The organism is Desmonostoc muscorum LEGE 12446, assembly GCF_015207005.2.
GTDB classification, from domain to species: Bacteria; Cyanobacteriota; Cyanobacteriia; order Cyanobacteriales; family Nostocaceae; genus Nostoc; species Nostoc muscorum.
On the sequence record NZ_JADEXS020000001.1, the window covers coordinates 6,909,525 to 6,931,429 of the forward strand.

The 21,905-nt window shown below is 41.4% G+C and carries 20 protein-coding genes; 3 read left to right on the forward strand and 17 right to left on the reverse strand.

Annotated elements, in window-relative coordinates:
• Window positions 1-211 precede the first annotated feature (211 nt).
• The 8 genes from IQ276_RS28700 to IQ276_RS28735 all read right to left on the reverse strand — a co-directional run bounded on the left by IQ276_RS28700 (window position 212) and on the right by IQ276_RS28735 (window position 7,534).
• Complete coding sequence (locus IQ276_RS28700) at window positions 212-2,089, reverse strand: M48 family metallopeptidase (protein ID WP_193924418.1); 1,878 nt, start codon at window positions 2,087-2,089, stop codon at window positions 212-214.
• A gap of 6 nt (window positions 2,090-2,095) precedes the next feature.
• Window positions 2,096-2,692 (reverse strand): LemA family protein, encoded by a 597-nt coding sequence (locus IQ276_RS28705; RefSeq protein WP_190876402.1) that lies wholly within the window; start codon window positions 2,690-2,692, stop codon window positions 2,096-2,098.
• 240 nt (window positions 2,693-2,932) lie between these two features.
• On the reverse strand, window positions 2,933-3,184 hold the full coding sequence (locus IQ276_RS28710) for a hypothetical protein (RefSeq protein ID WP_193913861.1): 252 nt from the start codon (window positions 3,182-3,184) through the stop codon (window positions 2,933-2,935).
• A gap of 6 nt (window positions 3,185-3,190) precedes the next feature.
• A complete protein-coding gene (locus tag IQ276_RS28715; protein ID WP_193913863.1) occupies window positions 3,191-3,418 on the reverse strand; it encodes a DNA-binding protein in 228 nt (75 codons plus the stop codon).
• A gap of 24 nt (window positions 3,419-3,442) precedes the next feature.
• Window positions 3,443-4,036, reverse strand: a complete 594-nt coding sequence (locus IQ276_RS28720) for a Uma2 family endonuclease (protein ID WP_193913865.1) — start codon at window positions 4,034-4,036, stop codon at window positions 3,443-3,445.
• Window positions 4,037-4,520: 484 nt separating this feature from the next.
• Window positions 4,521-6,008, reverse strand: a complete 1,488-nt coding sequence (locus IQ276_RS28725; protein WP_193913867.1) for a polysaccharide deacetylase family protein — start codon at window positions 6,006-6,008, stop codon at window positions 4,521-4,523.
• A 55-nt stretch (window positions 6,009-6,063) separates the two neighbouring features.
• Entirely contained in the window at window positions 6,064-6,618 is a 555-nt protein-coding gene (locus tag IQ276_RS28730) for a protein-tyrosine phosphatase family protein (RefSeq protein ID WP_193913869.1), read from the reverse strand.
• A 40-nt stretch (window positions 6,619-6,658) separates the two neighbouring features.
• Window positions 6,659-7,534, reverse strand: a complete 876-nt coding sequence (locus IQ276_RS28735; protein ID WP_190876396.1) for an SDR family NAD(P)-dependent oxidoreductase — start codon at window positions 7,532-7,534, stop codon at window positions 6,659-6,661.
• Between the two features lie 1,127 nt (window positions 7,535-8,661).
• On the opposite strand from IQ276_RS28735, the gene IQ276_RS28740 reads away from it, so the two are divergent.
• Window positions 8,662-9,993, forward strand: a complete 1,332-nt coding sequence (locus tag IQ276_RS28740) for an RNA-guided endonuclease InsQ/TnpB family protein (RefSeq protein WP_193913871.1) — start codon at window positions 8,662-8,664, stop codon at window positions 9,991-9,993.
• Window positions 9,994-10,166: 173 nt separating this feature from the next.
• Here IQ276_RS28740 and IQ276_RS28745 read toward each other — a convergent pair whose 3' ends face one another.
• Window positions 10,167-11,870 carry an alpha/beta hydrolase gene (locus IQ276_RS28745; protein ID WP_193913873.1) on the reverse strand — a complete coding sequence of 568 codons (1,704 nt, stop codon included), beginning with the start codon at window positions 11,868-11,870 and terminating at the stop codon, window positions 10,167-10,169.
• A 251-nt stretch (window positions 11,871-12,121) separates the two neighbouring features.
• Here IQ276_RS28745 and IQ276_RS28750 point away from each other — a divergent pair, with 251 nt between their 5' ends.
• Window positions 12,122-12,304 (forward strand): hypothetical protein, encoded by a 183-nt coding sequence (locus IQ276_RS28750; RefSeq protein ID WP_193913875.1) that lies wholly within the window; start codon window positions 12,122-12,124, stop codon window positions 12,302-12,304.
• Between the two features lie 134 nt (window positions 12,305-12,438).
• On the opposite strand, the gene IQ276_RS28755 is transcribed toward IQ276_RS28750, so the two are convergent.
• The 8 genes from IQ276_RS28755 to IQ276_RS28785 all read right to left on the reverse strand — a co-directional run bounded on the left by IQ276_RS28755 (window position 12,439) and on the right by IQ276_RS28785 (window position 20,516).
• The gene (locus tag IQ276_RS28755) at window positions 12,439-13,362 is read right to left on the reverse strand and encodes an ion channel (RefSeq protein ID WP_193913877.1); all 924 of its coding nucleotides are present in this window, start codon (window positions 13,360-13,362) and stop codon (window positions 12,439-12,441) included.
• A 162-nt stretch (window positions 13,363-13,524) separates the two neighbouring features.
• Window positions 13,525-13,725, reverse strand: coding sequence for a hypothetical protein (locus tag IQ276_RS28760; RefSeq protein ID WP_193913879.1), 201 nt, complete (start codon window positions 13,723-13,725; stop codon window positions 13,525-13,527).
• Window positions 13,726-14,215: 490 nt separating this feature from the next.
• A complete protein-coding gene (locus tag IQ276_RS28765) occupies window positions 14,216-15,118 on the reverse strand; it encodes a DUF2382 domain-containing protein (RefSeq protein WP_193913881.1) in 903 nt (300 codons plus the stop codon).
• A 111-nt stretch (window positions 15,119-15,229) separates the two neighbouring features.
• Window positions 15,230-16,138 carry a DUF2382 domain-containing protein gene (locus IQ276_RS28770; RefSeq protein ID WP_193913883.1) on the reverse strand — a complete coding sequence of 303 codons (909 nt, stop codon included), beginning with the start codon at window positions 16,136-16,138 and terminating at the stop codon, window positions 15,230-15,232.
• 384 nt (window positions 16,139-16,522) lie between these two features.
• Window positions 16,523-17,359 carry a DUF2382 domain-containing protein gene (locus IQ276_RS28775; RefSeq protein WP_190876388.1) on the reverse strand — a complete coding sequence of 279 codons (837 nt, stop codon included), beginning with the start codon at window positions 17,357-17,359 and terminating at the stop codon, window positions 16,523-16,525.
• A 259-nt stretch (window positions 17,360-17,618) separates the two neighbouring features.
• Window positions 17,619-19,217, reverse strand: coding sequence for an NAD(P)H-hydrate dehydratase (locus tag IQ276_RS28780; RefSeq protein ID WP_193913885.1), 1,599 nt, complete (start codon window positions 19,215-19,217; stop codon window positions 17,619-17,621).
• A gap of 368 nt (window positions 19,218-19,585) precedes the next feature.
• Window positions 19,586-19,711 carry a hypothetical protein gene (locus IQ276_RS40385; RefSeq protein ID WP_255264357.1) on the reverse strand — a complete coding sequence of 42 codons (126 nt, stop codon included), beginning with the start codon at window positions 19,709-19,711 and terminating at the stop codon, window positions 19,586-19,588.
• On the reverse strand, window positions 19,686-20,516 hold the full coding sequence (locus tag IQ276_RS28785) for a hypothetical protein (RefSeq protein WP_235116056.1): 831 nt from the start codon (window positions 20,514-20,516) through the stop codon (window positions 19,686-19,688). Before IQ276_RS28785 ends, IQ276_RS40385 begins: the two co-directional genes overlap by 26 nt.
• Window positions 20,517-20,846: 330 nt before the next feature.
• On the opposite strand from IQ276_RS28785, the gene mnmA reads away from it, so the two are divergent.
• Window positions 20,847-21,902 carry a tRNA 2-thiouridine(34) synthase MnmA gene (gene mnmA, locus IQ276_RS28790; RefSeq protein WP_193913889.1) on the forward strand — a complete coding sequence of 352 codons (1,056 nt, stop codon included), beginning with the start codon at window positions 20,847-20,849 and terminating at the stop codon, window positions 21,900-21,902.
• Window positions 21,903-21,905 lie beyond the last annotated feature (3 nt).

Consider the following 21,905-nt stretch of genomic DNA (forward strand, 5'->3'; position numbering starts at 1 on the left):
AATGGGGAGTGGTGTAGTTCAATTCCTTGAAAAGCGCTGTAATCTACTATAGCAATCAAATTTATGAAATTGCTAAGGAAGTGGGTATTTTGTCCAAACTTTTTAAGTAAATTAATACTTATATGTAAGTAACATTTTTTTGTACAATATGATACTATTTAGACGGGATAAGTAATAAATTAATTGTGCTTTAACTGACATTTGGAGAAGATTATTTTTGTTTTAAAACGCCACGTTGAGAATTTAAAAATGGCGGAATGGGACAGTCTAATGTCATAGCGATCGCTCTTAATAAATCTGCTTCTTTTGGAGTAACTTTGTTATCTAAGAGTACCGTATGGGCACAGGCATCAATAATAGCTTGCTTGAGTTTGGGACTAGCAAGCTGAAGGCGTTCGATACTTTTCTTAATATCAGAAAAATTACAAGGAACTGGTGTATCTGGTTTTTCTTGTTCTCCGGCTTTGGGAAGTCGAAAAACTCCAGAACGAAAAGCATAGGCCATAGCATCGGGTTCGGAATGTCCGACGCGTGCGAGTGCCGATAGTATTAAGATGCTATCTGGCCAAATTTGTTCGATGGTGGTGAATTCTACCGTTGTTGAGGACGTAGGATTGATACAAGGTTGGAGACGATGCCATAGTATTAACTGCAACACAAAATCCCAAAGTGATAAATTGCCGCTGACTTTAACTAAACCGTGGACGCATTTGCAGAGCCTTTGGCATTCTTTGGCAGAATTTTGGCGTAATGCGGGTACTGTCAAATCTACAAGTGGTAAGCGAATGCTGGGATCTAACTGCCTAATTTCGCTACTCAATTCCAGAGTTTTTTCTACTAAATCTCCGGGCTGCACTTCGCGTAACCAGGCGATTTGGCGTTCTTGTACTTCGATATTTTCTGTATCTAACGCTAGCGCAAAAGCGATCGCCATTGCACTTTCCTGCTGTCGCACAGCCAAGCGCAAAGATTCTGGTAACTGCGACAACAGCGCTTGAGCATGGGCAAAATGCTCTGGTGCGACGGTTCCCACCTGATTGACTACCTGTTCTGGCGTGGCATTGGCGCCACCTGCAAAGCCCATTGCTAGGGATTCCTGGGAACGGGTGCGATCGCGGATAGGAGGTAAGTTGCTGACGTTCACACCCCCAACGCGGCGGATACGTTCTGCTAAAGGTGGGTGGGTAGAAAGCATATCTTCCCAAAAAGAAGGGTTGAGGGCATTGCCAAAAAACATGTGACTGGCGGCTTCTGCACTCGGTGAAATCAAACGTGAATCCATATGCTGGAGTTTTTGGAAGACTCCAGTCAGTCCATTGGGGTTGCGAGTGAACTGTACAGCGGAAGCATCGGCGAGAAATTCCCGTTGGCGAGAGACGGCGGCTTTAATCAAGCGTCCACAAAATAAGCCGATCCCGCCAATTGCCATTAGTGCTAAACCAAACGCCCACAAAGGCAAACCCTTATCTTCGCGGGAACCAGCACGAAGGCGCCACAGCAATTCCCCAGTTAAATAAATGAATAAAATTCCGTGTAGCAGTCCCACCAAACGCAAATTCAGCCGCATATCTCCATTGAGAATGTGACTGAATTCATGGCCGATGACTCCTTGCAACTCATCTCGGTTCAGATGTTGCAAACTCCCACGGGTGACTCCAATGACGGCATCATTGGGCGTAAATCCCGCAGCAAAAGCATTTATGCTGGTTTCTCTGTCGAGGAGATAAACTTCTGGCACAGAAATACCAGAAGCGATCGCCATTTCTTCGACAATATTTAATAGTTGTCGTCCTTGTTCGTCGGCGGTTTCTGGTAGCAGGAGTCTTCCTCCCAACTCCTGAGCAATTATGCTTCCTCCCTCACGGAGATAGGCAATTTTGTATAAGCTTCCAAGAGCGATCGCAATTATTGTAATCCCAGCCACATAGAGAAATAATCCTGAATGCCACCAAATACGAGGAGCCATCCGAAACAGAAATAAAGTGGCAATATAAATAGCCACAATCATGACTGCGATGGATAGAGAAAACAACCCGATTAATTTTTGCGTATTTTGGCGTGCCCGATCCTGATGTTCAAAGAAATTCATAGACACCTAAAAAGACACGCGGGGAGCATTTCTCACTTCCGGATTCGCTTCGGGGAGCAATTCTGCAACAGTAAAATTAAAAGTATTTGCTACAAGGTTGCTGGGGAAAGATTCACTTTTGGTGTTGTAAAGTGTTACAGCATCATTAAAAGCTTGACGGGCAAAAGCAATGCGGTTTTCTGTGGAAGATAATTCTTCCATCACTTGACTGATAGTGCGATCGGCTTTCAATTCTGGATAAGATTCTGAAAGTACCATGAACCGACTTAACGCACCCGTCAGCGCTGCTTCCGCATTACCCAACTGCTGCATCGCTTGGGGATCGCCAGGATTTTGGACGGCGCGACTGTTAGCATTCATTGCAGAATTTCGAGCTGCAATCACCGCTTCTAAAGTTTCCCGCTCATGTTTCATGTATCCTTTGGCAGTTTCCACCAAATTAGGAATTAAATCATAACGGCGCTGTAATTGAACATCGATTTGAGAGTAAGCATTTTTGTAGCGGTTGCGATACTTTACTAAATCGTTGTAGCCATTAATTAGAATGAGAGCAACAATGGCAACTAAAGCCACAGAAAATATGAAAACTCCAATGGTACTCATAAATTTCAATCCATAAAACTTGCAGAAGAAAATTTCAACTATTTTGATGGAATAATCGAAATAGCTGGATATGACAATGAGTTTACTTGTAACAAGTTGGCTTCGTCGTCTGTAAAATTAATTACGCAAGTTTACTGAGCTAGATGAGTTGTAAGATTTTTCAATAACCGCAGAGTAGGGGCGCACAGCTGTGCGCCCCTCCACGTAATTGCAAACCGCTATAAATCCAATGCAGATAAATTACCTATAAATCTGTGTGAATAACGAATAACCGCTGACAGCAAAAATAAAAAGAATGGCGGCGGAAAAAAATACTACATCCCTAACAAGAAATAAAATCCAATCTTTCCTAAGTTCTTGTTTAAACTTGAGTTCTCGAAGTTTGCGCTCAAGTTCTACATCTTCTTGTGATTGTAAGCTTCCTATTGATAGAACCAGCGGCTTGTTACCCTTGGTGGCAATTATTTTTGATAAATCTTTTATATCTGTCACGTTTTTTTAGATACCAATAACTTCAGTTTCTAGGTTTTGGTTTTCATCTACAATCCAGATATGCTTGCCTTTTTGCTTGGCTTCTACTGCAACTTCTAGAAGTGCGATCGCCTTTAACAGCACCTCAGCATTATCTCCATGAATATGTTGCGCCAGATTGCTTATTGCCTCATAAAGTTCTGGCGATAAATCTAAATTTATTTGAATGCGTTGATTTTTTCCTTCTATAATCATTTGTAAAGTATTTGCATGAAAATATTACTGTCGAATGCCTTTGATAAATTCTTTTCTAGCTTCATTTATCGAAGGCATTAAAACACAATGTACTAACAAATTTATATCTAACTCTGGTAATAATTTACTTTGGGCAATTTGTTCATAGTTATCATGACTGAGGTGATATAAAGATAACTGATTATTTTCCCAAAACCAAACTTCAGTAATTTTAAAGCGCTTGTACTTTTCTAATTTATCTATACTGCCACTAGTAATATTTATTTCAATTGCTAAATCAGGATTTTCTTTCTTTTCTCCTAGATAATAAGATTCATCAGGCTCAAAAGAAGTACCTTGTTCTTTTCCTCGACGGGTAGCGCTACCTACAGGGATAAAATTTATGCCTATTTCAAAAAAGTATGTTTCTAGGAATATAGCCAGAATACTTTTGATAAGCTTGTGTTGTTCACCAAGAGTCATAAATTCTATACACCCATCAAGATAAGTTATCCGCAAACCTGGCGCATCTGCCGTTAAAGCTTCAAGTTTCTCAAATTCTTCCCAAGTGTAATAGCCCGGTAACAGAAACCGCTGTTCTTCTAGGGTGGTAAATTTATCTAAAATTTGTGAAGTCATAATAGATACAGGGATGATTATTGAGTAAATAGTTCAGAAGCTATAATGGCGTAGACGCAAAGCGGTTTGTCGTCAGACATCGCTTACAGTAAGACTTGAATATATTTCGTCAATAACTTATTCTACGGTGCGTGTATTTTTCCAGGTGCAATATCTTAAGTATATTATATTTGCCTCAGGCTGTAAGAATTGATAACTATTAGAGAGTATAGAAATCCGGTTTTATTTTTGAAAAGATACAGCGTATTTCAGGTAAATGAAGTACACGGGTAGGGGCACAACATGTTGTGCCCCTACTGTACCTCACGCCTGTTCCAATTCGCTGTATGTAGGGTGTGTTAGCGACAGCGTAACGCACCATTTTTAAGGGTTTGGTGCGTTAGAACTATAATACTTAGATTTTGTTCCAAATTCAAAACAACGATTCGTTTCAAAATCAGGTATGAACCCTGTTTTAGTTCTCAATTCTGCTGTACAAAGTCTTTTACAACAAGCTTTTACCTCGTTGATAAATTTCCCCTGCATAATCAGTCCAAGCACCTTGTCCCCAATAACGAAAACAACTAGTTTGCAGTAAAAGGTTATGTAGAAGAATATTGCGGTATTGAGATTGTTTGGTAACAGGTTCTACTGAATCAATTTGCTGTAATGAATCAAATTTTTGATGAAATAAACTGCTTAATTGATACATGGGAGACAAGACATTTTCATAGCCTTTTACCCAGCTAATATGATTTGTCCATGAGGCTCCATCCATATGAAAATTAGGGTTGATTTGTTTTAATTCTTGAATGGCATTCTCCACAGCTTCAGGTTGGGAATTTTCTGGTGAAATTCGCTGCCAAATCTGATGTTGTCCTACTGGCTGGCAAGTTGGGTAATCTTCAGGTTTGCATCCAGCAGCTTCTATTAATTCTAAATATTCTGTGCCGCATATCCCAACAACACCTGATTTTCCGCCACCATGATTTACCATATCCCACCAAGCTTGTTTAAAAGCGCTAGGAAATTCATTCATCATAACGCCGCCATTTTCACCATCTCCAATTTGACTAACTATTGGCGGCACAAATACGCTTCCTAGTTGTTGTTTAGATAAGGTTTTTGCTTCATAATAAGGCTGCATTTGAGCAACTAATTTAGTATCGGAACCTTGAGTTTTAATTAAAGCTGTAATACTAATTGTTTCGCCTTGAGAATTGCGGGCAACCAGACGATGTGGCAAATGTTTGTGGGTGAGAGATTCACCGCTAATTGTTTCCACAGAATGTTCTTGAACGAGTAGCCAGCGATATCCACATTCTTTGAGCGCTTTGACGAATTCAAAGAGAGCATCAGGGTGATTTGGTAGATGCATTTCTGGAGGTGAAAATCCTTTGACTCGTGCTAATGCTTCCCAACCAAAAATTGCGGCAAAGTTATGTTGCCATGCAATTATATGTAATTTAATGTCTGCTATGGGAGTGGAAGGAATAACAGCATGACTCCACATTGTACCCAGCCATTCTACATAAGGTTGATAGGTACGATCGCAAGTAATACGTTTCAAGTTATCAAGAATATCATCGCGCCCCATTTGCCGCAGTCCCCACAACAGATTACCTGAGTAATCCAACATCACGCGGGGATTACAACCTTGATTTACAAGTTCGGGAATGAAATCTCCCATGCGGCTGTAACAATAAGCAAAAGGCGCTGCATTATGGTTATCTCCTTCGTTGGAATGTTCAAACATGTATTGCAGATGGCTGATGAATGTACCACCAGATCCAGCAGGGATCGTGGGCTGGTGCATATGTAAGGCGATCGCAAATACAGCATTTATCTCATCTAACTTAATATTCGTTGTTGGTAAAAATACAGGTGCATCATGGTTAACTACAGAGGTAATTTCTGTTTCCCAACCAGAAATGTTCGGTAAGCCATCAATGATTTCGGGCAAAAAAGAGAGATTGGTAGGTAGTGTCTGCATTTCTGGTTGCTCCGAAACAAGGTATATCTAGTTATGCGATCCCACTTGGACGATACTACCGATCGCGCATTGCTAGACGGCAACTATTTAAAAGTACATCAAGTTCCTTTACAACTTGAAAGGGATTTTTTCCTCTGAACACAGATGCGATCGCAGCTTCATAAGGATTTCTGCCTGTCTTTTTAACGCCAGCGATCGCATCTTGATTAGAGAATTCACGAATACTAACTAACCATGCAGCTAACACATGACCAGTGCGACCAATACCACCAGAACAGTGTACAACTACTTTTTCACTTTGTTTGTCTGCTGCTACTAAAAAAGGAAGTATTTTCTGTGTGAGTGTTTCTAAACTAGAGAAATGAAAATCTCTAATCGGTGCCCAGCAAACTTGTTGACTACCAAATTCTTGTTGATATATGCCTAAAAGATTAGAGTAAGGAGCTAGTTGCTTTTCCGTCAGAAGACAGCAAACTCGTTTGATATTTTGCTGTTTCATGAACTCAACCCAATCAGATACCTGTTGATTCGAGTGGCCTGGCCTACAAGCGCCAAATACAATCAGCTCACCCTCCCAAGCAGCAGCAAATTTGTATGTACCTCTAGTCATGTGTTCTGATGGCTGTGGGTTGTGTTCATTATACGGATAGTTACAGCGACTTGGGTTGACATTGATTTTTTCTAAACCAGAGCAAATCGCCAAAACGCTGGATTTTGGTTAAAAAGCTCAGTTTTTGTTCAGGCTGTCGTCTTCTTGGCGCTGGCGGAGTCGCTATTTGTAAAATCAGTTCTAGCAACCAAGGGGCGAGGCGTTGGCACCACACAGCTAGATGACTTTGCCATCCGACTAAAATTTCTGCTGAATCATTTTGCATTCCAGCGACGAGTGCTTGAGCCACTTGCTGGGGAGTCATGGGGATCACCCAGCGAAATAATTTTAAGTCCCGCACCATGTCTGTGTCTGTGAGGGAAGGCAGTAATGCAATCACTCGGATATTGTGTTGGGCGAGTTCCCGACGCAACGCTTGGGTAAATCCTAAGATGGCAAATTTGGTAGCCGAGTAAGTCGCCATCGTCGGTGCTGCAATTTTCCCCATCAGACTCGATACATTGACGATTGTCCCTTGTCTTTGGCTGGCCATACGTCGAGCTATCAGACTCGTGAGGTTGTACATTCCCAATAGGTTTACAGAAAGCTCTTCTTGAACTTGGGGGAGTTTAGATTGCAAAAACGAGCTTTGATATGCGACTCCTGCACAATTAACCAGCAGATGAATCGGGCCATAGTTGCGCCAAACTTGAGCAATGGTGACATTCACATCAATTACCTGAGTCAAATCTAAGGCAACGATCGCAGTCTCCACACCCATCGCCTCAATTTTGTTCGCCACCTCAACTAACTTGTGGCGATCGCGTGCTACCAATATCAGCCGCTTGATGCCTTGTTTGGCTAGTTCCAGAGCGATCGCCTTACCAATACCACGAGAAGCCCCTGTAATTAGGGCTACTTTACCTTGAATCTCCATTGATTTTATCCTCCAAAATCTAATTAGGGATTGGGCAAAAAGGGCATTGGGCGTTGGGCATTGGCTATGGGGCATTGGTTATTAATTATTCTTGCCTGCCCCTCATCCCACCAGTCGCTAATTCCCACTCCCTAGTTCCCAGCTCCCAATCCCTAGTCACTTGAAAACCCTTTAGCAACGAGATATTTCTTGGTTAATCTGCAATCCTTCGTAATTGTCTATACGAGGCAGAAATTTCTCGTTTTTGACTCGTTAATTACTAACACACTGGGCTGAATCTACATAGCTCATAGATTTTATTTCTCCTCGATTTGAGCGTTCATCAGCATCGTTTACAAACACACGTTAGCAATTAAATCAAGTCATTGCAACATCTTTTAATAAGAATTTCTTAATACTTGTTAACACAAGTATATATATACAAAAGATTTTATGAAATAAGTTTTTATGAATACCTAAGTACAAATATCTCAAAGCCCTGACAATTAATTTCTGTTTTAGGAAATTGTTATATCTAAGTCACAGCTTAGAAATAAAAAAGACATATTTAGCAATCCTATTTAATGTGTAAGAATTTCCAGCCGCAGATGCCAACTTATCAAAGAATTGTAGTACCTTGTTTGTCACGCATTATTTAAGATTGCTATCTTATTTTTCTTATGATTGTAATAATTTTATTTTATTAAAAATTTGCGTAGTACTATCAGTATATTTACTGATTTATTTAAAGTAAAGGTTTGTGGCTGTTATTTTTTATCGTAAGAAAAAAAGGCTATATGCTGATCTAAAATAGAAATTACGGCAGCATATTTGTATATCCAAAATTTAATAGAAATGCTAATTTGTTTGGGTTTAGCTTTGAGATTATCAAAGGAATGCTTGAGAGTTACCTTGTTTATGTCAATCCTCAATTATTAATGAATAAGAAGATCCCCGACTTCTCTAAGAAGTCGGGAATCTAAACCATAAGTCAACATAATTCATAAAAATCCTTACGGGAGTTTGGAAACCCAGTCGCTTTTAGCCCTGGGAGGAAAAACGACACGGCGGGATTTATCCCGCAGTATCTCTTTGTTGACTAGACTATGCTTTCGCTGTAAACTAGTGTCTATAGCGAGACTTGTTTGATGTATCTGACGCAAAAGAACCAAATCAGAGAACTGAATAAATCTGAATTTGTTGCTCTGCGCGAGTTGTGCCGACTGAGTAAGAACCTCTATAACGTAGGTTTGTACACGGTGCGGCAATACTTTTTTCAGGAGCGTAAACACTTGCGCTATGAATCTGCTTACCATCTGTGCAAAACCAATGAGAATTACAAGTTCCTCAATACAGACATTGCACAGCAAACACTGAAAGTAGTAGACAGAACATTTAAAAGCTTCTACGGATTGATTAGTGCAGTTAAAAACGGAAGTTATCAACAGAAAGTGAAACTTCCTAACTACCTGCCAAAAGATGGATATTTCTTGCTGATAATACCTTGTGGTTGGATGACTCGGAAAGATAAACCAAAAACTCCTAGACTTGCCATTAAGAATGGTAGATTTAGAGTTCCAATGTCTAACGAGTTCAAAAAACAACATGGGGAGATTTGGGTTAATTTCCCCAAACGAATTAATTATGAATCTCTTAAAGAGATTCGCATTCACCCAAAATACAATGCTAGATATTTTGAGGTTGAATTTATCAGCGAAGTTGATCCTGAACCGATAGAGGTTAAAAGTGGTAGTGCTATTAGTATTGATTTGGGAGTAGATAATCTCGCAGCTTGTGTTGATACCAATGGGGCATCCTTCCTTGTGGATGGTAAACCAATTAAATCTATTAACCAGTGGTTCAACAAGCGTAACGCCAAACTGCAATCTATTAAAGATAAGCAGGATATCAAAGGCATCACTAATCAACAGGTGAAGCTCACGGCAAAACGCAATAATCAAGTCAGAGATTACCTGAACAAGACAGCACGATTTATCGTGAACCACTGCATCCAGAATAGTATTGCTAACTTGATTGTGGGGTACAATCCCGGCATCAAACAAGAAATCAATATTGGTGGACGCAATAATCAAAACTTTGTCCAGATACCTTTTCACAGTTTGCGTTCTAAGTTGAAGGCAATGTGTGAAAGATACGGGTTGAACTATCAGGAACAAGAAGAATCTTACACCAGTAGCGCAAGTGCGATTGATGGTGATGAGATACCTGTTTACAACGCCGACAATCCCGCATATTACCAGTTTTCTGGTAAACGAATTAAACGTGGATTGTACAGAACAAAAGATGGACATTTAGTTAATAGTGATTTAAATGGTTCACTGAATATCGGAATCAAAAGTAAGCACAATGGCTTTGTCGGAGTGTCTAGAGGGTCTTTGATCGCCCCAAGAAGGATTAATCTTCTTAAATTGGAGAAGTGGAGAGCGACGGCTTTAGCCTCCCTCGGAACAACTTCTTAGAATCCCCTCGGCTTTAGCCGAGGGGAGAGTCAAAATTACTAATACTCTTTGAATGCTACCTTAAGTGTATATACGTAATTATTCACGACTGCTGTTAGCGGTAACGGGGCGTTTAGCCCGTTAGGAGCAGGCGCACTGGCGGCACACTCCCCACTCCCCATATTTCTTGAAAGTTATTGTTTTAGTTCTTGTCCCTGAGAAGTCGCAGGTTGAGGATTTGATGGTCGAAATGACTGAGGAATTGAGCCATTCCAGAGTTGACTAAATTGATCTGGTGTCAAGGACTGTAAAAGACTCAGCTTTAGAGACTCTTGACTGATGAACTGGGCGTAAGACGGCTGTAAATAGGAGCGATATTCAGGGCGGTTGAGGAGATGGGTTGACAAAAAAGCTACGCTTAAAGCGTTGAGATAGGAATAAACAGGAGTAGGTTTGGGGCCTAGTAACGCAGGCGGCACAGGTAATACACTGTTCTCAGGAGTGGGTTCGGCGATCGCCGAAAAGTGGGTGGCGTTTTCAATCAAAGCAAGGTATTTATTGGAATCAGTCAGCCAGGTAAAGGGGAGAATCTGCTCAAAGACCGGTGGGGCAAAAATATCTTGACTACCAGCTACCAACATTACCGGAATTTTAATTTGACTGATGCCACCCTGACCCAAAACTGAACTGTCAATGGGATTAATCGCCATGACAACCTTAATGCGATCGTCTTTGAGTTCGTAATTTTTTGGGGATAACTCAGCAGCTTGGCACTGCAACAACAGTGACAAATTAAAGTATGAATTGTTGGGATTACAGTCTTGGTAAAGTTGATTAAAGTTAATCGTCGCTCCTGCGAGAGTCAAAACAGTATAACCACCAAAAGACTGACCGATCGCCCCAATTTGCTGAAAATTAAGTTTTCCCTTGAGGGAGGGATCGGATTTGTCCAAACGTTCAAGTTCATTGAGTAAATACTTGATATCCAAAGGTCGGTTGATAAATTCTGCTGGTTCCGGTGGCCCTGCTAAACCTGCAAAATATAGCTGAAAGCGTTCAGCATTACTACCAGGGTGTTCCAGCACCGCAACCGCAAAACCATAGGATGTGAGATGTTGAGCTAGGTAAGCAAAGGTAGAGCGATCAGAAGCGAGACCATGAGAAATTACGATTAGGGGATACGGCGGTTTTGCTTGGGTTTGAGAATTGCCTTCAGGTAAATAAATATCTACTGGGAGACGGCGATTGCGAGAAAAGTCATTTAGTTCCAGGCTTTTTTTCTGCCAAGTGAATTTCCCTGGCGATCGCAAGTCTGGTTGTTGTGAGAAATCAACGGTTGAATTGGCAGCTTGGGCGATCGCTTCTTGTTGCAGAAAAGCCACAACTTCATCCTTTTTTTCCAGCAGTTGTGACAAGTTATCGACTATCCTTAGCCCCTCTGAATAATTCAGCCTGATAGTCTGACTAGGAAATCTCCGCAGCAAATTCAAAACAGTCAAGCCTTGGGGATCAGTAGCAGCTAAAATGAAAGCCGCACGTATAGCATAGAAACCGTTTTGTCGAGACTCAGTGAGGAGTAATTCTCCCATACGTTGCATCACCTTCTCACCTATGGGTGAGTAGGTAACCTGAGATACCAGTGTAGGAGTAATATTGAAGCGCTGCCGGAGTAGATCCCGTAGTTGGGCGAGTTGTTCGGGAGTGGCGCGGCTGGCATAAAAGGAAAAGTCTTCATCGATTTTGCCAGTTTTCGCAAAAGTTTCCAGCGAGTCCACAGACAAAGAGAACTCGCCGAAGGGAGGGTAATAAAAGCTAATGCGCTCCGCTCCCAATCCAGGAGTAGCAGTCAAAAAGGTAGATACGAAACTTAAACCCAGGTATCGCCAAAATTTTTTCATCAGAAAAACCCATTGTCTAACCGTTACATAAATCCTATTCAAATCATTACGGAAGAAATGACAAGAGGTGATAAGGAATTAAGTTACAGATCCACACCCTGCCAAATAATTATTGTAGGTATGCACAGTTAACTGTGTATCCCTACAACGATCTGTATTTTACCCAGTTAAAATCGCTGTAAGTAGTAAATTTTTCAGCCAAACAGCATTTAATGGAGCGATAATAGATTATAGAGATCAAAATACTTTATATGTCTTTCCCTTCCTGTTCCTCTTGTGTTGTCATCCTTAATCAACAAGAGGAGCAAAATATCTCCCACCAAAAGCAATGCCACGATACGCCAGTTAACCACAGCAAGAATACTGGTGAGAATTGTACTGTCGTTGAAAATGGTCGGGTTGTGGTTAAGCCTTCACAACCACCAAAGGACTGACGCGGGGACGCGGGGACGCGGGGACGCAAAGAGATTTAAAAATAATCTTCTGAATTCTGACTTCTGAATTCTGACTTCTGAATTCTGAATTCTGACTTCTGAATTCTGAATTCTGACTTCTGACTTCTGAATTCTTACCCCATTTCATCTAAAGGCAAGACATCGTGGAAGCGGTTGTAGTCAATGTAGCGATGTCCATCGGCTGTTTCGTGAAAGATATCGACAAAGCGATTATTCCACAAAATTTCCTTAGGACTATAACTATGACGAGCATGGACGACTTGTGAAACCGTTTCATCAATACCACTCAAAGAAATGATCAACATCGAATTTGTCTGAATTAGTGATTCTGCCGTCATCCCATATAAAGGACTAAACTCATCAATGATATGTACCACTGACCAGCTTAAGGAAAAGCTAGGTGTTTGGTGCCGCAGCAGTTTCAAATCGTAGATTCGCCGCATAAACTGACCTTCTAGCGTTACTTCGTCGCGCATCAAATATACTCGCATCTGCGCTTCCAAAATCGTGTTGCGGCGCTGATTAGCGCTACGAAACATTAAAGTCGGCTTGGCATCATGAACTGTAATCACCGCTACACGGCTAAACATGACGCGGGCGGTTGGTCGAGAAAACCGGGCAAAGGCTAGTCCGGTCATCACAGCAATTCCCACCAAACCGATCATCGCTTCAATGGTAACAATGATATTGGCGTAAGTGGTTTTAGGATACATCGCACCGTAGCCGATGGATGCCAGAGTTTGGACGCTAAAGAAAAAAACATCTAAAAAAGAACCTGGTCGCGCGTTAGCAATACAATCTCCTCCTACCAAGTAAGCTAGGGCGAACAGAGCATTAATAGTTACATAAAACACACAAATTAGGATCAAAAACCCAGTCCAGGAAATCGTCAGCAGCAGATGGTAGGGATCGCGCCAGTAGGAATACCATGCACCCATACCCATAATTTCAAACTTTCCATCTCGAACTTGAATGTGAATACGTGGGATCAAGCGCTGTTGTTGCTTGCGTGAAAGTCGCTTCACTCGAAATTTCATCTGGGGTAGCCAAAAGAACGACAAGTAGGTAGTATGACAAGGGTTGAAAAGTCGCTGTTTTCAGTTACAGTGCAGTTGCAAAGTAACAACCAGGTTGTGATGAATCGAAATTTCTGGATTACTGCTTTAATTGCTTTTATTAATTCCCTCAGTTTTACAGTTTTAACTTAATTCGGCGGAATTCCCCTCCCTCAGCGCAGCAGGGAGTGAGATGGTTGAGGAATCGTCAATAACTGGATTCGGTAGTCGGTCAATCCAGTCTTCAATCAATTGTGTCATCGTCTTTTCTTTATTAGCGGCATATAGCTTGAGCTTATTGTACCGCCGCTCAGACATCCGAAAACGCAATGACTTTTCTTTCATACTTGTGTACACGTTACGCCACATACATGATAATATGTAAATGGTTGTTGACCCACCCACACGACTCACAACAAACGATCACAGTAGCAGTAATATGCTACTTGATAGCTGGAACAGCAACAACAGCAGTTATTCTTTTTCTCGCTCGACTTTTAGATGGAATTACAGGCGGAAATGCTTCGGTAGCCCAAGCAATTATTTCAGAAATCTAACCCCGAAACCTATGGCTATCCATTATATTTAGCTGGAACATTTACTTTTTTAATATTGTTTTTGGCAATAGTTACTCGCAAAAGATACACGCCTCAAAGTAATTGATAATTCTGTTTGAGACCCGATAAATCAAAAGACGCGATTTATCGCGTCTCTACAATATGTTGCATAAATCACAACCTTTTGTACAGACGGCGATTTATCGCGTCTCTTTGTCTGAGCAAAAAAAATAGGGTGAGCATTGCACACCCTACTAATTTATCTGCTAGAAACTTATTTATTTTTCAGGTTTTGGTTGCTGACCTTTAGAACAGCGGTCAAACCACTCCTGGTATTTTTTTTGATGTGATTCATCTTCAACAGAAATTGTAACTCGCACCTGCTTACATCCGTGATTTTTCTCAAGTGCGATCGCATTCAATAATAAACTAGCAATTTTAGGTGAACTCAATTCGCCGCTCACTGTGAAATCGCCGTCAAAATGTGTAAGTTCAATTCTTTCTAGTTCAGTCAACTCGACTCCAGAAATTTCGCCTTGACTTAAATCAATTTCTGCAAGTTGTTTGTGTTCTGGACTAATTTGTTCGATGATTAATTTTTCACGCCGGACAGGAACTTGTACCATCCGGGTTTCGATTTCCTTGCGAACAATTACTTCACCAATTCTACGCTTTTTGCTTTCAACAACTAGTCGTTCTTCTAGTAAGCGAATAATTTTTTCTTCACTAATATCTTCTAAATTTGTTGATTCAATAAAGTTATTTGTGATTTGATTATAAGCTAGTTGGTTAGTTGAGTTTTCTGATATTTCTGAGAGTTTGCGCTCGCCTGGTGTTTCTGTTTCTAAATATTCAGGCATATACTCTATTTCTGATTTGTCTAGGTCTATGAAAACAGATTTAGTCGGGTTGTCGATTTTTTTGATTCTCTGGCTCTGCACTCGGAATAAAGAAGCATGTTTATCGGCTAAATGCTGACCAGATTCTAGAATTGGTTGATTTACCTGGTTAGATATAACTAAATTTAGCCGATGATTAGCATCCACAATTAAATCCTGAACCTTTCCTACTAGCTCACCTTGATTATCGAAGACAACGAAATTATTCACCTTCTTTTTTAAATTTGCTAGTAAGGTGTTAGTGCTAGTGTTCGAGTTTGCCTGTCCAATGTTTTTTGCCATCGGTTAGCTATTAGTAAAAGGGACTGGGTATTGGGTATTGGGTACTGGGTATTGGGTATTAGGAAAACAATTCCCAGTCCCTATTCCCCAGTCCCTAGTCCCCATTTTCCGTTAACGTTCTTCAATGGGAAGGTTAGGAGCGCTCACATCTAATTCTTCACGACGTACAGTTTCTTGAGCTTCAACTGTGTCTTGATCTACCACTTTTCTAACTCTGACTTCTTCGCGCAGAAATGCTTCTTTGCGAATTTCAGGAGTTTCTTCATGGAGTTCTACACGAGCAACTTCACCTTCACGAAAGTCTGCTTCACGTGCAGAAACAGCTCTACCCGCATCCGCAGGAGTTACACGTTCAATTACAACTCTCTCTTTTTCCACTGGTACTGCAACTCGTGCAGTTTCAGTTTCAACGTGTTTACCAATTGCGACTTCTCCAGTTTTGCGACGTTGTTTACTGGCGATTAGTCGTTCTTCATACAATCTCAAAGTTTGATGATCTTGTTCATTTAAATTGTATAGAGAAGGCTCGTGTTCGTATGTGTAACTATCACGGTTGTAAGTAGGAGTGGGATAAGTTGTGTCTAAAGGTGCTGATGCTTCTACAGGTGCTGATGCTTCTAGAGGTGCTGATGCTTCTACAGGAGGGGTGTAGTCTCCGGCTCCGGGTCGGCGATATACTCCACGCACCCGTTCTTCATAGTCGTAGTCAAGCGCTAGGCGTTCATTGAACTCTGGTAAATCTTCTGCTTGCTCTCTAGTCAAGCCAATGGTGTAGACGCGATCGGTGTTATAGTCGATACGGGCGCGACCAATTGGTAGTAATACTTTTTTACCAAAAATCCAGAAACCTAAGTCAACAACTAGATAGCGGAAATGACCTTCGTCATCAACTAAAACATCGCTGACAGTACCAATTTTTTCATCAGTTCCTTGTGTATAGACCCCAAGTCCCTTAATATCATGACCTTCAAAGCTATCGCGGTAGTTAGGCTCAAAATCTTCTAATTTATAAAGAACCATTCTATTTAACCTCAAAAATTTAATTTACATCTGCTTATTACTAAGGTAGACATTTATTTACTTATTTACCTCTTTCTGTCGAAGTAACTTTATTAAGCGTTAATTATCAAAAGTTATAGCTATTTTATATTAACTATATTTATAAAAATAAAAACACAGGCAAAGATAAAAACTAACTGTGCCTGTTAGGATTTGTGAATATATGGCATCTCGCTTTCGTGAGGTATGAGGTAGGGGCGCATAGCTATGCGCCCCTACAAATTTTTGTACCTCATGTAATTGGCAACCGCTATAAATCTATCCAACAAGTGTATTAAACGGCTACTTACACCATAAATAGTTAACAGTTACTAGACGCTATTTTTAACTGATAACTGTCCAATTTTAAATGGTTTCATGTGTAGTAGTATCAGTTTCATGCACATGTAACTCGCCGGCAGTATCAACATCTAACTCTTCTCGACGAATTGTATCTTGTGCTTCTACAGTGTCTCGTTCTATTACCTTCTTAACTCGGACTTCTTCACGCACAAACGCTTCTTTGCGTATTTCCGGTGTTTCTTCGTAGACTTCTATGCGTGCTACTTCTCCTTCTTGAAACTTAAGTTCTTTGGTGTCAACGGTTCCTATTTCTGTTGGTATAACTCGCTCAATCAAAACTCGTTCTTTTTGAATAGGTACTGTGACACGTGCGGTTTCTGTTTCAATATGTTTACCAACAGCTACTTCCCCAGTTTTGATCCGGTGTTTATTGGCAACCAATCGTTCTTCGTAGAGTCTAAAAGTTTGATGATATTGCTCATTCAACTCGTATAAAGCTGGTTCTTTCTGGTAACTGTATGTATCATTATAAGTCACACCACTGGTTGAAGAACGAAATACACTACGTACTTTTTCTTCGTAATCATTATCAACATTTGTGATTTCTTGGTACTCAGGTAGACTTTCTATTTGCCGTATGTTCAACCCATCGACAAAGACACGTCTTGCAGGATAATTGATACGGGAAAGACCAACTGGTACTAATATTTTTTTATTAACATAATCTACGTTTGTGTCAATAATTAAATACCTGAAACGTCCATCGTCATCAACTAAAACATCTATAACTGAGCCAACTCTCTCTCCCCCTTGAGTATATACATCTAGGGCTTTAACGTCATCTCCACCAAAAGTGTCTCGATAATTCGGATCAAAATGTTCAAGTTTATGAAGGGGCATATGCTGTTTCCAAATTCTTGAGAATATTTATTGACTAGTCTAAAAAATACAGTACTGAATCTCCTCCTGCTGGCGACTGAATTAAATTGTGAAATTTCATGGTCTATAGCTCATACTTTATGACGGCAAAATTCAAATTGAACACTAAAGATAATCAATAGAAATATAACTAAAGTTATAAGAAAAGTTTCAGATCCCCGACTTCTTAAAGAAGTCGGGGATCTTGTGCCTTGGAACAAGGCGATCGCCTAATTTAAAACTAGTAACAATTACTGAGAGTTTTGATTAAATATTGTGTCAAAGTAAATGCATCTACACCCAACTCTGTACGCTCTTGAGTTGCTAAAATAGCCGCTTGGGAATGCCACCAAGCAGCAGTTGCAGCAATATCTTCTACAGGAATCTGTTTAGTCAACCCTTGTGCTAACAATCCACCGAGTAGCCCGGTTAACACGTCACCGCTACCGCCACGCGCTAAGGCGGGTGTACTTTCTGGAACAATCCAAACTTCACTTTGGGGGTTAGCTACGGCAGTTCTCGCACCTTTTAACAATACTACTGCCCCACTTTGCGCTGCTGCTTCTCGTACTGCTTTCACCCTATCATGTTTAGCATCGGCGACATGGGGAAACAATCGCTGGAATTCACCTGCGTGGGGTGTGAGTATGGTGACTGCTTGGCGTTTTTGTAAGGTGGGGATGGTTCCCATTTGGGCAAGTATATTTAAACCATCGGCATCGAGAACCAAAGGAACATCGCTTTCTATGACCTCTTGGACAACTGGAGAGGCATCTGTTGTTAAACCAGGGCCACAAGCGATCGCACTAAAAGAACTCAGATTAGTTTTTGCAGGTAGTTGCAATTGCGCGATCGCTCCGGTTTCCGTCTCTGGACAACCAACAATCAGCGCTTCTGGCAAATGCGACACCAAAAGAGATTTCAGCGATTCGGGTACAGCAACCGATAGCATCCCCACACCACTACCCCGCGCACCCAAACTAGTTAAAATTGCTCCACCTGCATAACGCCGCGAACCACAAATCAGCAGTAAATGTCCTTCCTTATATTTGTGAGTAACTGATGGACGGGGTAAAGGTAAAGTTGAAAGTGCGGTTGCTGGCGTAATGCGTTTAATCCTGGGTGCATTTAAGAGAACAGCTTGCACATCAGCCAAAGGAATATCAAAATCTATCAACTCAACTTTGCCGAGATATTCTAGCGCCTGGTCTTGCAAGAAAGCCAACTTCCATAAACCCAAGCAAAACGTGTGAGTAGCGCGAATGGCAGTCCCCAATACTTCCCCTGTGTCAGTGTGCAATCCCGAAGGTAAATCAATACTCAAAATTGGCACAGACAATTCATTTAACTGATTAATTGCAGAAGCAATGGGATCGGTGAGATTTCTTTCTAAACCAAATCCAAATAACCCATCAATCAATAAATTAGAATTCGGCAATTGCTCAATTTCTTGATAAATTGGGATACCCAAACTTTGAGCATATTGCAAGTGCTGGGAAGTTAATTCCTTGAGTTTAGAGAAAGGAGAATAAATCCAAATTTCATAGCCGCGAAAATGTAATTCACGGGCTACAACCAAAGCATCTCCCCCATTATGACCGGGGCCGACGAGAATACCGACACGGAGATTTGAGGAGAAAGATGAGGGAGATGAGGGGGTAAATTGTTGCGTTTGTTTGAGGTTTGGGTAAAGATTTTGAATGCGACGCGCAATTAAGCCCGCTACCTTTTCCATCAAAGCTACTACAGGCATTCCTGCTGCAAAGATCCGCGTTTCAATATCGCGCATTTGCTCAGCAGTTACTACTACTTGTGAGATTTGTTCTTGCCTATCTGACATCAGTGCTGAGTGCTGAATGGGGAATGGGGAGTGGGGAATAGATAATGGGGAGTTATGAGTTTCATGTTACTCCAAACTCGCAAATTTAGAGATCATTTATAGCGTTTCCCGACCTACTGAGATACACCTGTAGGGGCACGGCACTGCCGTGCCCCTACACCTGGGGATATAATGTTGTACCGCATCTGAATGGGAACCGCTATATAAAACGGTATTAGTCCCTAACATTACGATGTTGGTCGCTAACATTACGATGTTGGTCGCTAACATTACGATGTTGGTCATCAACATTACGACCTTAGTCATCAACATTATGATGTTGGTCGCTAACATTACGATCTTGGTCATCAACATTACGATGTTGGTCGCTAACGCCAGAGTCGGTGACGATAGGCAACAATCAGCGTGAACCGATCGCCTCTCACCGAAACGGTTCTGTTAGCGGTAGCAATTCCCTTGGAGACTTTTTCATTTTCCGTAATAAACCCTGGCATCCCCGTATCCTATATTTCGCAGATACTTATTCCATTCTTGTGCTTGTAATCGGTCAGCGAAGGGTCCTACTGCTACGTGTGGGCCTCGTGGTTGCCTCCTTTCAAGGACTCCACCAGATCGTCCTAAATCTTGGCTGAATCGGGCTAAATTTTGTCTAACTTGAGCAGCGATCGCAGGTAACTGTTCTGAAGTGGTGGGAATGGCGACATAATATCTAGAGGTTTGTTTGGGAATATTTCCATTATTGCGATCGCCGCTAAAACGTCTATTATCTCCATCAATAGAACCTATTTCCCGTCCGTTAGCAAAACCGATGATTCGTGTACCATAAATACCTCGTGACCGTAACTCATTCACTCGCTGTTGAGCGTTAGATACTCTAGTAAAAACTCCTGATTGAATTACATTACGTCCTTGGTATTCTCGAATGTAAGCACTGGGTTCAAGCTGACGTATTTGTTGTAGGGTCTGAAAATCACTACCATCAACGAAAACTAAATAGCGTTCAAAGTTTTGATTATATTGACTAAACTGTTCTGGTTGATAAGGCTGAAAGTTCTGCTCAGATTGAAAAATCTGCGCTGGTTGAGAAGGCTGAAAATTCTGCTCAGGTTGATAATTTGGTGCTGGTTGGGAGGGCTGAAAGTTCTGCTCAGGTTGATAAGTTGGTGCTGGTTCCGCTGGTGGTAACTGTGGTGATTCTTGACCAAAGGGAACTGGCGGTAAAGGTTCACCTTCTTGTTGAGCCAGTAGCAGGTTGCTGTTGAAAATTTGTGCTTGTGCTGGGGTAGAGTTGGCAAGCACCGCTAAACATCCTCCCATTAACAAGGAGAATATCTGAAATCGAATAAATTGACTTGGTATTCTACTCGACATAGTAGTTAGAAAGTAATCTAAATATTTTTAGGCAATTTCCATCCGGAACTAATTAGTTTGCTGTTGTAGCAACTACATAGCGTTAGTGTTAAGTTACCTCATTTAAGTTGTAAACAATACACCTGTAACTAATCTTAGATGAGCAAGTAAGCAACAACTATCTATTTGATTGCCGATAAAGTGAAGTGCTTTACTGGCAAGGCTTTGAAGAGTCTGTGCTACAATTGGACAACCACGCAGCTACCGTGTTGGGTTTGTATGAAAAAAGTCGTCGTTGGTCTTTCTGGTGGTGTTGACAGTTCCACCGCCGCTGCTATCCTGCACCATCAGGGTTATGAAGTAATTGGTTTGACTCTTTGGCTGATGAAAGGCAAAGGTCAATGTTGCTCTGAAGGTATGATCGACGCGGCTGGTATCTGTGAACAACTGGGCATTCCCCACGAGGTTGTGGATATTCGGGATGTCTTCCAAACAAATATTGTCGATTTCTTGGTGACTGGTTACAGCGCTGGGATCACGCCTTTGCCTTGCTCTCAGTGCAATAAAACGGTGAAGTTTGGCCCAATGGTGCAGTATGCCCGCGAACAATTGGGATGCGATCGCATTGCCACTGGTCATTATGCCCGAATTAACTATGATGAAGCTACTGGGCGTTACCAATTATTACGGGCTGTTGACCGCAACAAAGACCAATCTTATTTTCTCTATGATTTGTCTCAAGATTTGCTAGAGGCGAGTGTATTTCCTTTGGGCGAATTGGAAAAAACTGATACCCGTCGCATCGCTGCTGAATACGGACTCCAAACCGCTGATAAGCCGGAAAGCCAAGACTTGTGCTTAGTGGAAAGTAACGGTTCCATGCGGGCATTTCTGGATAAATATTTAGCTCCCAAAACAGGCGATATTGTCGATACCACAGGCAAAATTTTGGGACAGCATGATGGTGTTCATCACTACACAATCGGACAGCGCAAAGGCTTGGGAATTGCTGCTGCTGAGCCGTTGTATGTGATTGAATTAGATGCGGTGAATAATCGAGTTATTGTTGGCGATCGCACTAAGGTAACTCAGCCAGAATGTACTGTAGGGCGAGTAAATTGGGTTTCTATCGCTCAACCATCTACTCCAATTCATGCCGAAGTCCAAATTCGCTATCGTTCCACGCCTACACCAGTGACGGTGATTCCTCTGGAAAACTCCCGTGTGCGTTTGGTTTTTGATGAACCCCAATTCAGCATCACACCTGGACAAGCTGCGGTATGGTATGACGGAGAAAAAGTCTTAGGTGGCGGAATTATCGAACAATTTAGCTAATGT

Bases quoted from the DNA above. Each gene is read 5' to 3' on its own strand.
- IQ276_RS28700 (WP_193924418.1), bottom strand. From the start codon at position 2,089: ATGAATTTCTTTGAACATCAGGATCGGGCACGCCAAAATACGCAAAAA.
- IQ276_RS28705 (WP_190876402.1), bottom strand. From the start codon at position 2,692: ATGAGTACCATTGGAGTTTTCATATTTTCTGTGGCTTTAGTTGCCATT.
- IQ276_RS28715 (WP_193913863.1), bottom strand. From the start codon at position 3,418: ATGATTATAGAAGGAAAAAATCAACGCATTCAAATAAATTTAGATTTA.
- IQ276_RS28720 (WP_193913865.1), bottom strand. From the start codon at position 4,036: ATGACTTCACAAATTTTAGATAAATTTACCACCCTAGAAGAACAGCGG.
- IQ276_RS28725 (WP_193913867.1), bottom strand. From the start codon at position 6,008: ATGCAGACACTACCTACCAATCTCTCTTTTTTGCCCGAAATCATTGAT.
- IQ276_RS28730 (WP_193913869.1), bottom strand. From the start codon at position 6,618: ATGACTAGAGGTACATACAAATTTGCTGCTGCTTGGGAGGGTGAGCTG.
- IQ276_RS28735 (WP_190876396.1), bottom strand. From the start codon at position 7,534: ATGGAGATTCAAGGTAAAGTAGCCCTAATTACAGGGGCTTCTCGTGGT.
- IQ276_RS28740 (WP_193913871.1), top strand. From the start codon at position 8,662: ATGTATCTGACGCAAAAGAACCAAATCAGAGAACTGAATAAATCTGAA.
- IQ276_RS28745 (WP_193913873.1), bottom strand. From the start codon at position 11,870: ATGAAAAAATTTTGGCGATACCTGGGTTTAAGTTTCGTATCTACCTTT.
- IQ276_RS28750 (WP_193913875.1), top strand. From the start codon at position 12,122: ATGTCTTTCCCTTCCTGTTCCTCTTGTGTTGTCATCCTTAATCAACAA.
- IQ276_RS28755 (WP_193913877.1), bottom strand. From the start codon at position 13,362: ATGAAATTTCGAGTGAAGCGACTTTCACGCAAGCAACAACAGCGCTTG.
- IQ276_RS28760 (WP_193913879.1), bottom strand. From the start codon at position 13,725: ATGAAAGAAAAGTCATTGCGTTTTCGGATGTCTGAGCGGCGGTACAAT.
- IQ276_RS28765 (WP_193913881.1), bottom strand. From the start codon at position 15,118: ATGGCAAAAAACATTGGACAGGCAAACTCGAACACTAGCACTAACACC.
- IQ276_RS28770 (WP_193913883.1), bottom strand. From the start codon at position 16,138: ATGGTTCTTTATAAATTAGAAGATTTTGAGCCTAACTACCGCGATAGC.
- IQ276_RS28775 (WP_190876388.1), bottom strand. From the start codon at position 17,359: ATGCCCCTTCATAAACTTGAACATTTTGATCCGAATTATCGAGACACT.
- IQ276_RS28780 (WP_193913885.1), bottom strand. From the start codon at position 19,217: ATGTCAGATAGGCAAGAACAAATCTCACAAGTAGTAGTAACTGCTGAG.
- IQ276_RS40385 (WP_255264357.1), bottom strand. From the start codon at position 19,711: ATGCCAGGGTTTATTACGGAAAATGAAAAAGTCTCCAAGGGAATTGCT.
- mnmA (WP_193913889.1), top strand. From the start codon at position 20,847: ATGAAAAAAGTCGTCGTTGGTCTTTCTGGTGGTGTTGACAGTTCCACC.